The following is a 13862-nucleotide window of genomic DNA, read 5'->3' on the forward strand; positions in this document are numbered from 1 at the left end:
TGGGGCTTAAACTAATAACAAGAGGGAGGTAGCGCAGGCGGTTGCGGATTGGCGTTCGCCAATCTGAGGAAAGTCCGGGCTCCCGAAAGACCAGACCTGCTGGGTAACGCCCAGTGCGGGCAACCGTGAGGAGAGTGCCACAGAAACATACCGCCGATGGCTCAAGGAATTGTCCAGGGGCACAGGTAAGGGTGCAAGGGTGCGGTAAGAGCGCACCAGCAGCATCGAGAGGTGCTGGCTCGGTAAACCCCGGTCGGGTGCAAGGTCAAGGGGCAAGGTTGGTCTTTTTCCGGCCCCGCTGTTACGTACCGCAAGAGGCGTTTGGCAACAAACGTCCCAGATAGATAACCGCCCCCCTGGCAACAGGGGAACAGAACCCGGCTTATGTCTACCTCCTTCCCCAATTTTGCTTCTACTGATGTTGATAGTTCGTTGACTGTGACCGATCTCCCCCCGTTTCGGCAGCGCCAGCTCGAGCAATGGGTGCAAAATTCATCCCTACCCGCCGCTGTTGCGATCAACTGGGTGCGCCTAGATCAGGCGCTTACCCACAGGTCGGTCGACGCGACCCATAACTACGAACAGCTAGAGCTGCTGGGGGATGCAGTGCTGCGGCTGGCGGCGACGGAGTGCCTGCAAGAGCATTTTCCCGAGGCCTCGGTCGGAGAATTATCTGCTGTGCGTTCAGTGCTGATTAGCGATCGCACCCTCGCCCAACTAGCCCAGGCGCTAGACCTCGCGCCCTACCTGACCGTGGCTCCTGGGATGACCGTTGGCCCCACCCACCTGGCCGATGCCTTAGAGGCGGTGGTGGCCGTACTCTATTTGGAAACCCATACCCTGGGAATGGTACGCGCCTGGCTCGACGATGCCCTGCTGCGCCTGGCGGCCATCGTGCGCCAAGATCCGGCCCGGCAAAACTACAAGGTGGCTCTGCAAGAGCTAACCCAGGCCCACAGCAAAACCTTACCTCAGTACCGCACCGTAGAACAGCAGCCGGTGGATGGCGACCCCCAGCGCTATGCATCCACTGTGTGGTTTCGGGAAACCTGTTGGGGAAGCGGCCACGGCTCCACCAAAAAACAGGCGGAGCAGGCCGCCGCCGCCGCCGCCTACGATCGCCTTTGCCAAACCCTCACCCATGAGTCATCTGCTCCGTCCCATTAACCTGGCTATCTTTGGTCTGGGCCGCTGGGGCAGCCACCTGTTGCGCAATTTTTTGGCCCTGCCCGCAGCGCGGGTAGTGGCGATGGTTGACCCTGACCGGCAGCAGCTGGAGGACTTGCGCGATCGCTTTACCCTCGGCGACACCGTAGCCTGCTACGACGACTGGCATCGGGCCATGATCCATCCGGGCCTGGAGGCCGTGGTGATCGCCACTCCGGCCAGTACCCACTACCCCATGATTCAGGCGGCCCTCAAAGCGGGTCTACACGTGCTGAGCGAAAAACCTCTCACCTTAGACAGCACCAGTAGCGCTGTCCTCTGTCAGCTAGCCGCCGCCCAGCAGCGACAGCTCATGGTCGATCACACCTACCTGTTTCATCCAGCGGTGCAGCGGGGTCGCGAACTGTGCCCGCAGCTTGGCCCCCTGCGCTATGGGTATGCCGCCCGCACTAACCTGGGGCCGGTGCGCCCCGATGCCGACGTGTTTTGGGATCTCGCTATCCATGACATTTCGATTTTGAATCGCTGGCTGGGGCGACTCCCTACAACCGTCGCTGCCTGGGGGACAGTGTGGCTGCAAACCCCATCGGCCCAGGCCCCTACCGGGCTGCGCGATGCCGGCTGGCTGAGGTTACTGTATCCCAACCCCCCTGGTAGCAATCCTCTAGAGGTGATGGTTCACGTCAGCTGGGCCAACTCCGATCGGCAGCGGCGGCTGGCGCTGGTGGGCGATCGCGGCACTCTGGTCTTCGACGAAAGCCCCCAGGCGCATCCTCTGACTCTCTATGCTGGGCACTTCCAGGCCCAAGCGGCTCCCTTTGTACCCAGCGGGCCTGAGGCCGAGGTGGTGACGATCGCCCCCCAAGAGCCGCTCAAGCAGATGTGCATCCACTTTCTAGACTGCGTTGCCAACGATGCACCCTCGTCGGTATCGGCGGGGCAGATGGCCACCGACCTAGTCAGGGTTATGGAAGCGATCGCGATCGCCGCTGAAACAGGCCAGTCAGTGGATCTCTAAATCTACTGCTGTAGCCAGTTTGGTCAAGGCATTTCTGCTCTGAGCGTTTGAACATTCAAACGTTTGAACGTTTTCTGGAAGTCCCAAACTAAATGACTATGGCTATAAATCTGAGGATTTAAGCCCTGTCTCTGACGTTTGAACTATTTCATTCGATTGAGATAGTGGTGATTTTTTGCCCAGGGTGGGCAAGCTACCCCCGTGGGCCGATGCCCACCCTCGGTATATTCTGAGAAGTTTGTTTCAGCTGCTTAATAACATTGCAGCTTCATGAACTCAGAATAAGTTTGCTTTGACATTCTAATCGGGCGGGCTATACCTAAAACAGCTCGTCGCCTTTTTGTCAGGGCAAGGGTTTGAGTTTCTGGTCGTCAGCCTTCAAAACCCCTCACACACAAGACCTATGTACTATTCACACTGGCTTACAGCAGCAGCGGTTCTAGGGCTTTGCGCTTTACCAGGGCAAGCTCTGGCCTCCCCCCAAGATCTGCAAACAACGCCCTTGACCATGGCCGATGCCCTGGCTGTTGAACAGCATAGCCAAGACAGCCTCGACAGTGTAGCCAACGAACTAGACCAGCAGGTAGGTCGCCAAGACAGCAGTGGTACTACTGACTTGGCTGAGTCATTAAATTTACCTATCCTCAACGACCTGATAGACGAATCGGGAGAGTTAAACCTACCCCTGGGGCTGACGGTCTACGATGCCATGGGCACAACCTCTGTGGGTTTTGGCTCTAAGTTTTAGGCTGCCTCTGAATCGGCAGCTGCCGCGGTGAAGCACCGACTTATCGCCCTAGCCCGGTATACTACCAAGGAAGGAAAGTGGAATACCAGGCCTTGGGCGTCGATCTTCGTAGCTACGTTTACATTGATAATCTCCAACCCCAGCATGCGGCCTACATGGGCACCGTCTCGCTGGGGTTTTTGCCGTTGCCCGGCGACGCTTCTCTGTGGATAGAGATTTCCCCCGGCATTGAAATCAACCGCATTCTCGACATCGGTCTTAAGTCTGCCGTGGTGCGCCCTGGCACCCTGATCGTCGAACGTCTCTACGGCCTGCTTGAACTTCACGCTAGTAACCAGGGGGAAGTGCATGCCGCAGGCGGAGCCATGCTCGATGCCCTGGGGCTCACTTACCGCGAGCGACTTAAGCCCCGCGTCATTTCCAGCCAGGTGATTCGCAACCTCGACCCCCACCACGTTCAGTTAATTAACCGCACCCGCCGTGGCAACATGATTGTGGCGGGCCAAACCCTCTACGTGTTTGAGGTAGAGCCGGCGGCCTACGCGTCTTTAGCCGCCAACGAGGCCGAAAAAGCGGCCATGATCAACATTCTGCAAATTAGCTCGGTGGGTAGCTTTGGCCGCCTTTACTTGGGTGGCGAAGAGCGCGACATTTTAGCCGCGCAAAGAGCCGTCATGGCGGCGATGGAGGCTGTACCGGGGCGCGCCTATAGCAGTGATCAGCGTCAGGAGTAAATGGCCCTCCAGAGTACCTAATCCATTCCCAAAGCGATACAGGTGCCCTACAGGGCCGTTAACCGCGCCCAAGACGCCAGGGCGATCGCCCCAATACGTGGGTTCAACCGAGCAGCGGTTGCCTGAGTCAGAATAGGCGGAAAGCAGGATGCTACCTCTGCACACTTAGTCGCGCCCACATGTTGTTAAACTCCAAAGACTCGTCTGATTGGGATCCGGTGTCGGCCTAGCACTGGTTAAAGATGGCCAGCTAGCCCTCGCTGCCAGCGATGTAAAAATTTTGGGAAAAAAGGACTTTTCCCATCGGCTCGATTTCTGAAAGAGGGAAAATCATAGAGTTGTAGTTCTGTTTTACCTGCCGGAATGCTCCAATAGACATGGTTTTCGGCGTATTGATCAGCAATTCTGATGCCGTTTTCCTGAGCGATCTGTCAAGACATTCGTTGAGTCTGCACCAGGGGGAATAAGCTTTTTTTGGATTTTTGGGGAACGAAATAACTCTGTCGAAGGGAGGATAGAGGCCTCTTAGGATCGTGTTACAACTCATCGAGTCTGATTAAGCTCTGTAACGCTACTCAATCAGATTTGTAACACTTGTTAGGACGTAACTTTCCATGACTCCGAACACTCTTCGCATTGCCCTGGGTCTTGTGCTCTTTGGTGCCGCTCCTGCTGCTATCACTGCATTTCCTCAGCAGGCGATCTCTGATACCCACAAGCCCCAGGCCGAGCAGCCTGCCGCCATGGAGATGGAGGAACCCACTGACGCTGAGCAGCCCAGCGTTATGGAAGAATCCACTGACGCTGAACAGCCCAGCGCTATGGAAGAACCCACCGATGCTGAGCAGCCTACCGCCAGCACCGAGCAATCTATTGCTGAAATCGCCGCTGGTGACGAAGATTTTGAAATTCTGACCGCTGCGATTGAAGCGGCTGGCCTAACCGAGGCTCTGAGCAACAGCGATCTGTCTATCACGGTCTTTGCTCCTACCGATGCAGCCTTTGAAGCCCTGCCTGAAGGGACTCTAGATGAGCTGCTGCTGCCCGAAAACCGCGATCAGCTGGCGCAGTTGCTGACCTACCACGTGGTAGATGGCGAAGTTCGCTCCACTGATTTGACCTCCGGGGAAGTGGATACTCTGACCGGCGCGCCTGTGACGGTGATGGTGGGCGAAGAGGCTGTCACCATCAACGAAGCGAACGTGGTAATGGCCGACATCGAAGCCAGCAATGGCGTTATTCACGCGATTGACTCGGTGTTGCTGCCGATGTAGTCGCTTGAGCAATAGGCTCTGCGTCATGCCCTGAGGGATACAGTACTGCGGCGAAATACCAGCGTTTTACCGCCTACCCTCAGTCTGTGACCGATAGTAAGCGGTCGTCCTCACGTTGGGGCGACCGCTTGCTGTGGGGCCGATGCTGGGCAGGCGATCGCAGCCCCGAGGTGCATCAGTGGCCGTTGAAGGGCGATGGTTCTAGAACCGGCCCCAGGCCAACGCACGCTGATATCAGTTTGTTGAAGTATCATCAGCAGTAAGTGCTAGCTCTTTAACCACGGTTCGAGGGTGAGTCTCAGAGATCGCGGTGTTGCGTTATTCGGTGTGAGTGCACCGGGCCTTTGGGGGCATACTTGACTCCGAAGGGCATACTTAATTTTGATGATGAGCTAATCGCAGTGACTGTTAGAGCATGAAGGATTCAACCCCAGGCGATCAGAAGCAGCTTCTACTAATCGACGACGACCCCAACTTAATTTTGTTGGTCAAGGACTATCTTGAGTTCCGGGGCTACGAGGTGAAGACGGCGGGCAATGGTCGAGAGGCTCTCGATATGCTGGAAAACACCACACCAGACATGATCATCTGCGACGTGATGATGCCCGAGATGGACGGTCACGCCTTTGTCCGCCACGTGCGCGAGAATCCATCTACCGAGTGGATTCCAATTTTGTTTCTCTCTGCCAAAGGCCAAAGCCAGGATCGCGTCAAGGGGCTCAACACTGGGGCCGACGTGTACATGGTCAAGCCCTTCGAGCCTGAGGAACTGGTAGCCCAGGTAGAGTCTTCCCTCAAACAGGCCTCCCGGCTGATCAAACAGCAGATCAAGGGCGGCGGTAGCCCAGCCATTCAGGTTCCCTTTGACGTGGAGCTGACGCCTACCGAGCTGCGGGTGGTGCAGTTTGTCGCCCGGGGGATGGCCAACCGCGAGATCGCCAACGAGCTTCAGGTCAGCCAGCGCACCATTGAGAGCCACGTCAGCAACATGCTGGGCAAGACCGGCCTCAACAACCGCACCGAGCTGGCCCGCTGGGCGATCGAGAACAATAAGGCCTAGGGACAGTCTGCTGCGTGCTTGGATTCCCACCGTGAAGGTGAGTGGGTGTGAGGGTGAGTGGGTGAATACCTGTCACAATCAGAGGGTGAACTGTTAGCGCGCTGCCCTGTATGACCTCTGCCCCCCTAAGCTGGTCGGCCCTGGAAGAACTGGCCGATTTTTCTGTTGACTACGCCAATGGCCCCACGAATGCCCAGTCTCGACTGCGCCTGTTTGGCCAGCCCGAGTCGGCGGTGCGGGTTACCCTCTACCGCGACAATCACGCCTGGTGCCCTTACTGCCAGAAGGTGTGGCTGTGGCTGGAAGAAAAGCAGGTGCCCTACCGGATCGAAAAGGTCACCATGTTTTGCTACGGCGAGAAGGAAGCCTGGTATAAACGCAAAGTGCCCTCGGGCATGTTGCCTGCCCTGGAGTTGGACGGGCGGATGATTACCGAAAGCGACGACATTCTGCTGGCGCTGGAGAATGCCTTCGGCCCTCTGGTGTGGGGCATGAAAGATCCACAGGTAGTGCCCCTGCGTCAGCTAGAGCGCCTGCTGTTTCGGGCTTGGTGTATGTGGCTGTGCCAGCCAGCGCGATCGGCGGCAGCAGACCAGCGGGCGGGGGAACAGTTTGTTGGGGTGGTGCAACGGGTAGAGCAGGCCCTGGCCAGTACTCCCAGCCCCTTCTTTTTGTCAGAATTTAGCACCGCCGATGTGGTGTTTGTGCCCTACGTGGAGCGCATGAATGCCAGCCTTTACTATTACAAGGGCTACTCGCTGCGCGAGGAAAACCCTCGCCTCAAAGACTGGTTTGATGGGTTAGAGAGCCGCTCAACCTATCGCGGCACCCAGAGCGACTTTCACACCCATGTGCACGACCTGCCGCCGCAGATGGGGGGTTGCTATGAGAATGACTTGCCTCAGACTCGACGCAACCAAGCCCAGGTAGAGCTCGGCCCCTGGTTTGGCCTGCCCGATGTGGCCTACCCAGAGCCAGCAACCTCCCGTGTTGAAGCCCTGACTCGCACGGTGAAGCACCGAGACAACATTATTAAGGTGAACCCGGCCGCGAGGGATGAGATTGATCTGGCCCTGCGCTGTGCGCTGACTTATTTGATGACGGGGGAGCCCTGCAAGCCTCCGTCTGGGTCTGAGCTGGGGCTGCGGTACCTGCGCGATCGCATCAACGTCCCCCGCGATATGTCGATCTATGCCGCTAAGCGCCTGCGCGAAGCCCTAGAGGCAACCGCTGCCCTTGCTGGAGATACCCGGCCCGAGTCGCTGCCGACTCGCCACCGCCGCGACCAGAACCCGGTGAATTTTGCCGCGACGTTATAGCTCGACGGGGTTGACCTCCCAGACAATGCCAAAGCCGGGCTTGGTGTCAATATAGGCGCTGTTGGGAGAAAGAAAGCGATCGCTGGTGCCATACCTTATCTCTTGGCTGGGGACAACGATCGGCGAATCTACTGCCCTGTGTGACGAAAGATTGGCTCAAATTAGCAGAAGCATTTGATAAAAAACACTCATCTTTTTGGTGCTGTGACCACCCTTCGACGCGCAAATCTAAGTATAGACTTAAGGATATTACTCAAAGCAAAAGCATAGATCTATGTCTTTTGTTTGATCTCAATGTCAGGTCTGAGCGATCCAGTTGCTCTCCTTGCGACCCTCTCCATTCACAGGTGAATTTCTGATAGGTGTTTTCGTCACGGGCGGGCTTTGGCTCGCCACCGCCACACACAACTGATCAGCATGGAGCAAACACCATGAACAAGTTTGACTCAGCTAAACTGCGAACCAGATTTGACAACACCAGCGAAGGCTGGCTAGTGCAGGTATACAGCGGCGATCGCCGCCTGCTCTGCGTGCTCGATTCGTCTCACGCCTGGACTTTTTTGTGGGGCTGTGGGGTTGGTCTCCTCCTGGCGGTGGGGTGGGTTAATCTCGCCAGCTCCAGCCCCTCCCCGACCCCTGGGCCAGCAACCCCTCCCCCCGAAATGTGGATTGATTAGCCGGCCAGGGCCAAGCAGATTGGCAGAGTCCTATGACGGCTGCGTTGGGTCTTGCCTGACGCAGCAAAGCTCGTTCAGCTATGGGTTGTGGCGGCGGCGCTGGCCCATGCCATCACCCATTGAGAAAACTCTGCAGTCGCAATTTGCATTAAGCAAGAATATGTCAAGGGTTGTTAGGTAAAAGCAAAACTTATAGGTTGGATTTGACATTGCGTTGCAAATCCATGCTGAGCAGCCAAAAAAATCCCTGCCTTTCAGGATAGACTCAAGCACATAGAGATTTGGGCCTTGATAGATGAAAATCTATGCAAGGTACTGCAGAACAGCGGCACCTTGTAGCTCTCTGCGGAGAGTGGCCCGCTCTAAACACCCTGTCGGCAGGTATTTGCAAAACACCTGTGCTGTGGGGGTGAAGCGCTGCACCCCTACTTTCCTCAACGTCTTAAAGCTCACCTATCACCATAGCCACTCCTCGTCAGAGGAGACGAAAGGAGGTTTCCGTGGATTTCTTGTCTGAGTTCTTAACCAATTTTGGGGCGCAGTTGCAGTCCCCCACCCTTGGGTTTCTAATTGGCGGCATTGTCATTGCCGCCCTCGGTAGCGAACTGCAAATTCCCGATGCGATCTACAAGTTCATCGTCTTCATGCTGCTGATCAAAGTCGGCATGACCGGCGGCATTGCGATCCGCAATGGCAATCTGTCAGAGATGCTGCTGCCCGCGCTGTTTGCCGTGGCAACGGGGATCTTGATTGTGCTGATCGGGCGCTACACGTTTGCCAAGCTGCCAGGCATCAGAGTGGTGGATGCCGTTGCGACCGCGGGCTTGTTTGGGGCCGTGAGTGGTTCTACCATGGTCGCTGGCATCACGGTGCTGGAAGGGCAAGGCATCGAATACGAGGCCTGGGCCGGGGCTCTCTATCCCTTTATGGATATCCCGGCGCTGGTGACGGCGATCGTCATGGCCAGCATCTATACCAGTCGGCAGAAGCGCGAGAAGTATCTCAAAAACGAGAAGTATCTCGGTCGGCAGACGGTTTCCGCCGGTGGGGCCCCCATCGATCAGTCCGTTGCCGCCGTTCCCAGCGGCGGGTACCCCATTGACCAGCGCAGCACTGCGGGCGGCTATGCCGACGAGATGGGCGGTGGCCCAGGCGGCTATGCCAGCGGGGCGGGCGGCGGTGCCCCCAGCAGTCGAGTCAAGATCTGGCCCATCGTGAAGGAAAGCATCCAGGGATCGGCCCTGTCGGCCCTGCTGCTGGGGCTGGCCCTAGGGATTTTAACCCGGCCAGAAAGTGTCTACGAGAGCTTCTACGATCCCCTCTTCCGCGGTCTGCTTTCGATTCTGATGCTGATCATGGGTATGGAGGCCTGGGCCCGGCTCAACGAGCTGCGCAAGGTGGCTCAGTGGTACGCCCTCTATGCCTTTTTGGCACCGTTTTTGCACGGGTTTATCGCCTTCGGCCTGGGCATGATTGCCCACTACGCAACGGGATTCAGCCCCGGCGGTGTCGCGCTCCTGGCCGTTATTGCCGCCTCCAGTTCAGACATTTCAGGGCCGCCCACCCTGCGGGCGGGTATTCCGTCGGCCAATCCCTCCGCCTACATCGGCGCGTCTACAGCTATTGGCACGCCAGTTGCGATCGCACTGTGCATACCGATCTTCGTCGGGCTGGCCCAGGCGCTGATGGGCAGCTAATTTCCCACCGCTTCGGTCTGCCGGTGCCCCCCTGGCCCGGTGACCAACGGGTTGAATGAACACATTTATAAGGAGAAGGAGGTCATCAATATGTCCAAGCCAGCCAAAAAGCTCGTCATCATCACAGAGAAATTGCTGCTGAAAAAGATCGGTGAGATCATCGACGAAGCCGGAGCAACCGGCTATACGGTGCTAGAAACCGGCGGTAAAGGTAGTCGTAACATGCGCTCATCGGGACAACCCAGCGTTTCCGACACGACCGCAAATATAAAGTTCGAGGTGCTCACCGAAAATCAAGATATGGCCCTGAAGATTTCGGATCGAGTCGCCGCCGAGTTTTTCAACGACTATGCGGGCATCGCCTATATCTGTGACGCGGAGGTACTGTACGGGCACAGCTTCTGTGGGCCAGACGGCTGTTGAATTGAGACAATGCAGACCCAAAAGCCGGGGCATGACCCCGGCTTTTGGGTAGCCGTATTGCTTGCCTACAGGACATTGACGACGACGAAGTCGGTGATGAACTGTGTGCAAGTGGAGACGGCCTGACGACTGCAAATCACATTAGGCATCGGCACGCCGATGGCGATTGGTTCGGGAATACCGCTCTACATCGGTCTCGCCCAGGTGCTGATGGGCGGATGATTGCAGACGGGGCGCGATGACTAGCCGTTCCATTGAATAATCAGTGTGCCGTCCCTAGGTTGAGAAAGATTAAGAGCTAAGATCTAGGCTCTTAGGATAATTCTAGGAAAGAAAATACCCGAGAATTTTGATGCTTCTCAAGGGCGCAGGGCTGCACTTCTACCTGGGGGTATTTTCTTTCCCAGACTTGTCCTTAGCTACGTTCATTGCAAGCACTGTAGACCACCACCTGGTTGCGTCCCCTGCTCTTAGCCTGGTAGAGAGCCACATCAGCGGCTTTAACTACGTCAAGGCCCGTGGCCCCGTGGGCAGGAAAGCTCGCCACCCCCAGCGAGACCGACAGGTGTTCTAGGGTCATGCTGTTGTAGCTCACCCGCAGCTGGCCGATGGCGTAGCGAATGGCTTCGGCCCGCGCCAGAATGATATCTGGGGGTGCCTCAGGCAGCACTAGGGTCATCTCTTCCCCGCCGTAGCGGCAGGCAATGTCAGACCCCCGCACGCTGTCGCGCAGCAGCTGGCCCACGGCTTCTAGCACGCGATCGCCCGCATCGTGGCCATGGACATCGTTAAACCGCTTAAAGTGATCGATATCGAGCATAATCACCCCAATCGGGTGACGGTGGCGCTGGGCGCGCTCAATTGCCTGAGTCAGAGCCTCTTCGAGGTAGCGGCGGTTGTACAACCCGGTGAGTGGGTCGCGAATGCTCTGATATTGCAGGGTTTCGCGCAGCTGTAGGTTGGCCAAGGCCAGGGCCACCTGCTCGGCTACGGCGCGGGCCAGCTGCTGGGTGGGCTGTTTGATCTCACTGGCACTGAGGTAAAACAGCCCCAGGGTTTCGCCCTGGGCCAATAGGGGCAGGCAAAGGGTGGTGCTGGCGATCGCCGCCGTCTCGGCATGGTGGCAGCGTAGCCCCAGGCTGTGGGGGCCGACCTGGTGCGATCGCCCCCGGCGCAGGGCCCAGCAGTCTGAGGGGCTAAAGGAGCTAAACAATGGCTGTGAGTTTAGCTCAGGCCCCCAGGTGGTGACAATTTCCATGCGATCGCGCGACGGGTTGAGTATAAAAATAGCGCCGCTGCTGCCGACAAACAGCGGTGCTACCAGCGTGCCTAGGGCCTGGTAGGCCTCCTTCACCGTCAAACAGGCCTGTAAAAAGTCGCTCATCTCTCCTAAGCGCTGCATTTCATCATTGCGCTGCTTGAGTTCATCGACGCGGCTTTCGAGCTGCTGATTGACGTCTTGAAGCACCTGTCTGGACTGTTTGAGCGCTGTAATATCGCGAAAGGTGACCGCAAAGCCATCGCCTAGCTTGACGGCAATAGCCTCAAACCAGGTGTCGATGCCGTCGTGGCTGTAGTGAAACTGGCGCTGCACAGATTCTCCAGTTTCGACCACCTGCACATAGAGGTCAAACAGCCCATCGGTCTTGTTTCCGGGTAGCTCATCTAGCAGCCGTTTACCCACCAGATACTCGGCGGTGTGCCCTACCACGGCGCAGGCCGAGGGGTTGCTGAGCAGCCACTCAAAATCGACAATGGCGTCGCTGTCGTTGCGCACAGCCCGAAAGGCCATAATGCCGTCTATAGAGCTGTTTAAGACACCGCTCAGCTGCATCTCTGAGGTTTGCAGCGCCTGCTGCATGCCCACCGTAGCGGTGATATCGAGGTGGCTACCGACCATGCGCACCACCTGGCCCTCGGCATCTTTGAGATGAATCACGCGGGTGAAAATATGCACCGTAGACCCGTTTTTGTGGCGGTGGCGATAGACGGTGCTCAGAGCGTCAACTTTGCCGCTGTTGTAGTTGTCTACCAGCTGCCACCCGGCCAGTCTGTCTTCCTCAAAAACCGTCGAGTTCCACATCTCAATGGAGTTTTCCAGTTCGTGGTCGGCGTAGCCCAGCATGGCTTTCCACTGGGGCGAGAAATAGATCTCATCGGTGGTCAGGTTCCAGTCTGAGAACCCCTCTGAGGAGGCCTCCAGCACCAGCTCTAGCTGTTCCTTGGTCGTCTGTAGCTGTAGGGTCATCTCCCGGCTGTCGGTTATATCTCGAGCGACGGCGTAGACGAGCCCATCCATCGGCACCGCTCGCCACTCTAGCCAGCGATAGCTGCCGTCTAGGCAGCGATAGCGGTTGGTGAATGAGACAACTTCTTGGTGGTTGGTCAGGGCTGAAACAACTTCGATAGTGGCGGTAACGTCATCGAGATGCACATAGCTAATGAAGGGAGTGTTTTCTAGGTCAGCCAGCCTATAGCCCAGAGTCTTTTCCCAGGCGCTGTTGAGGCGGCGAAAATAGCCGTCGGTGTCGGCAATGCACAGCAGGTCTAAGGACATCGAGAAAAACCGATCCAGTTCCTCAATTTTGGCCCCGAGCTCTAGCGCCATCTGCTGGCGCTGGGTGATATCGCGTACGATTACCAGGCACTCATCGTCACTGCACGGTACCAGGCGCACCTCTTCGTGACACAGCTGCCCCCGCTTGACCAGCTGCTGCTCCCACACCTGGAGCTCGCCCGTGGTCAAGGCCTGCTCAATCCGCCGCAGCTGGTCTGCCAGCAGGTCGGGGGGCAATATCTCCGCCAGATGGTGCTCAACGGGTAGAAAAACGCTCGAGTCGTCGGAGCTAGGGGGCAAAAAGCTAAAGCAGGTGCCGTCGCGCCCTATTCGCATCAGCAGATCAGGAATTGCCCGAAGAATCGCCTGGTTAGTCGCTTCGCTGTCGCTGAGGGCAGTCTCTATCTGCTGGAGATTGGCAGGGGGTTGCGATCGCTCTAGCTCAGCCTGCAGGCTTTGATTGACCTGCCGCAGGGTCGCCACCTGCTGCTGCAAACGGGCGTTTTCTGCCTGTAGCTGCTGCACTAAACCTGTTAAGTCATCCACGTCAGATCTAGCTCCACTGGATGTTTTCTATTCAGAGACCACAGGCGATTAAAGTCCCCACTAACGCTGTCTCGTGGCAACCGTCCCTCAGCGAACTTTTTAATGTATAGAGAGGCTTATGTCAGCTCACCCCTTCTCCTGCGCTTGACGAGGTTTCAAGCCTTTTACCCACCGCTGTCAGGCCGTCAGATGCCCATCCCTGAATCCTGCGATCTATTGATGTTTAACCCTAGTATTCCCAATCAGATTGGCAACTGTCCCGAGTGAACTTTCAAGCTAGGGGGAGATCTCAGGGCGATCTGGCCGCGCAACAGTTGAAATTTCTACGTCAGCAGCATAAGGGGGGTATCTTTGCTGCTGAGAAAGCGGGCCTCAAGGTCAACCGCTGGGAGGGGTTTAGAAAACAGATAGCCCTGCCCCAGTTCGCAGTTGAGCTGTTGCAGTCGCTCCAGTTGGGGTTGAGTTTCGATGCCCTCGGCGGTGACCGTCAGGCCCAACTGCTCGCCGAGGGTAACAATGGTATCGACGACCTTGTATTTAGAGGTCAAGACTTGAATTTGGCTGGTGAATGATCGATCGATTTTGAGGTCGTTGACCGAAAATTGGTGCAGGTAGCCTAGGGACGAATAGCCCGTGCCAAAG

At 57.0% G+C, this 13862-nt stretch carries 12 protein-coding genes and 1 other RNA gene; 11 read left to right on the top strand and 2 right to left on the bottom strand.

The window, feature by feature from the left end; translation table 11 throughout:
- Nucleotides 1-24 precede the first annotated feature (24 nt).
- The 11 genes from rnpB to VB780_RS23140 all read left to right on the top strand — a co-directional run bounded on the left by rnpB (nt 25) and on the right by VB780_RS23140 (nt 10117).
- Nucleotides 25-400, top strand: an RNA gene (gene rnpB, locus VB780_RS23090) — RNase P RNA component class A.
- A 38-nt stretch (nt 401-438) separates the two neighbouring features.
- Nucleotides 439-1167, top strand: coding sequence for a ribonuclease III (gene rnc, locus VB780_RS23095; RefSeq protein WP_323353540.1), 729 nt, complete (start codon nt 439-441; stop codon nt 1165-1167).
- Nucleotides 1142-2185, top strand: coding sequence for a Gfo/Idh/MocA family oxidoreductase (locus VB780_RS23100; RefSeq protein ID WP_323353541.1), 1044 nt, complete (start codon nt 1142-1144; stop codon nt 2183-2185). The genes rnc and VB780_RS23100 overlap by 26 nt, the downstream gene beginning before the upstream one ends.
- A gap of 403 nt (nt 2186-2588) precedes the next feature.
- On the top strand, nt 2589-2933 hold the full coding sequence (locus VB780_RS23105; RefSeq protein ID WP_323353542.1) for a hypothetical protein: 345 nt from the start codon (nt 2589-2591) through the stop codon (nt 2931-2933).
- A gap of 77 nt (nt 2934-3010) precedes the next feature.
- Nucleotides 3011-3667, top strand: coding sequence for a hypothetical protein (locus VB780_RS23110; RefSeq protein WP_416349256.1), 657 nt, complete (start codon nt 3011-3013; stop codon nt 3665-3667).
- A gap of 614 nt (nt 3668-4281) precedes the next feature.
- On the top strand, nt 4282-4941 hold the full coding sequence (locus VB780_RS23115) for a fasciclin domain-containing protein (protein ID WP_323353543.1): 660 nt from the start codon (nt 4282-4284) through the stop codon (nt 4939-4941).
- A gap of 415 nt (nt 4942-5356) precedes the next feature.
- Nucleotides 5357-6001: a response regulator transcription factor gene (locus tag VB780_RS23120; RefSeq protein ID WP_190517735.1), complete on the top strand. Its 645-nt coding sequence runs from the start codon at nt 5357-5359 to the stop codon at nt 5999-6001.
- 110 nt (nt 6002-6111) lie between these two features.
- Nucleotides 6112-7320: a glutathione S-transferase family protein gene (locus VB780_RS23125; protein WP_323353544.1), complete on the top strand. Its 1209-nt coding sequence runs from the start codon at nt 6112-6114 to the stop codon at nt 7318-7320.
- 431 nt (nt 7321-7751) lie between these two features.
- The gene (locus VB780_RS23130; RefSeq protein WP_323353545.1) at nt 7752-7997 is read left to right on the top strand and encodes a hypothetical protein; all 246 of its coding nucleotides are present in this window, start codon (nt 7752-7754) and stop codon (nt 7995-7997) included.
- A gap of 500 nt (nt 7998-8497) precedes the next feature.
- Nucleotides 8498-9694, top strand: a complete 1197-nt coding sequence (locus VB780_RS23135; RefSeq protein WP_323353546.1) for a sodium-dependent bicarbonate transport family permease — start codon at nt 8498-8500, stop codon at nt 9692-9694.
- A 90-nt stretch (nt 9695-9784) separates the two neighbouring features.
- Nucleotides 9785-10117 (top strand): P-II family nitrogen regulator, encoded by a 333-nt coding sequence (locus VB780_RS23140; protein ID WP_323353550.1) that lies wholly within the window; start codon nt 9785-9787, stop codon nt 10115-10117.
- 415 nt (nt 10118-10532) lie between these two features.
- On the opposite strand, the gene VB780_RS23145 is transcribed toward VB780_RS23140, so the two are convergent.
- Nucleotides 10533-13220 (bottom strand): diguanylate cyclase, encoded by a 2688-nt coding sequence (locus VB780_RS23145; protein WP_323353547.1) that lies wholly within the window; start codon nt 13218-13220, stop codon nt 10533-10535.
- 323 nt (nt 13221-13543) lie between these two features.
- The coding region (locus VB780_RS23150) for an EAL domain-containing protein (RefSeq protein WP_323353548.1) at nt 13544-13862 on the bottom strand (319 nt) is incomplete at its 5' end.

This window comes from Leptolyngbya sp. CCNP1308, assembly GCF_034932455.1.
Classification (GTDB): Bacteria; Cyanobacteriota; Cyanobacteriia; order Phormidesmidales; family Phormidesmidaceae; genus Nodosilinea.

Excerpts from the sequence above, each read along its gene's own strand:
- VB780_RS23100 (WP_323353541.1), top strand. The coding sequence starts at position 1,142 with ATGAGTCATCTGCTCCGTCCCATTAACCTGGCTATCTTTGGTCTGGGC.
- VB780_RS23105 (WP_323353542.1), top strand. The coding sequence starts at position 2,589 with ATGTACTATTCACACTGGCTTACAGCAGCAGCGGTTCTAGGGCTTTGC.
- VB780_RS23115 (WP_323353543.1), top strand. The coding sequence starts at position 4,282 with ATGACTCCGAACACTCTTCGCATTGCCCTGGGTCTTGTGCTCTTTGGT.
- VB780_RS23120 (WP_190517735.1), top strand. The coding sequence starts at position 5,357 with ATGAAGGATTCAACCCCAGGCGATCAGAAGCAGCTTCTACTAATCGAC.
- VB780_RS23125 (WP_323353544.1), top strand. The coding sequence starts at position 6,112 with ATGACCTCTGCCCCCCTAAGCTGGTCGGCCCTGGAAGAACTGGCCGAT.
- VB780_RS23130 (WP_323353545.1), top strand. The coding sequence starts at position 7,752 with ATGAACAAGTTTGACTCAGCTAAACTGCGAACCAGATTTGACAACACC.
- VB780_RS23140 (WP_323353550.1), top strand. The coding sequence starts at position 9,785 with ATGTCCAAGCCAGCCAAAAAGCTCGTCATCATCACAGAGAAATTGCTG.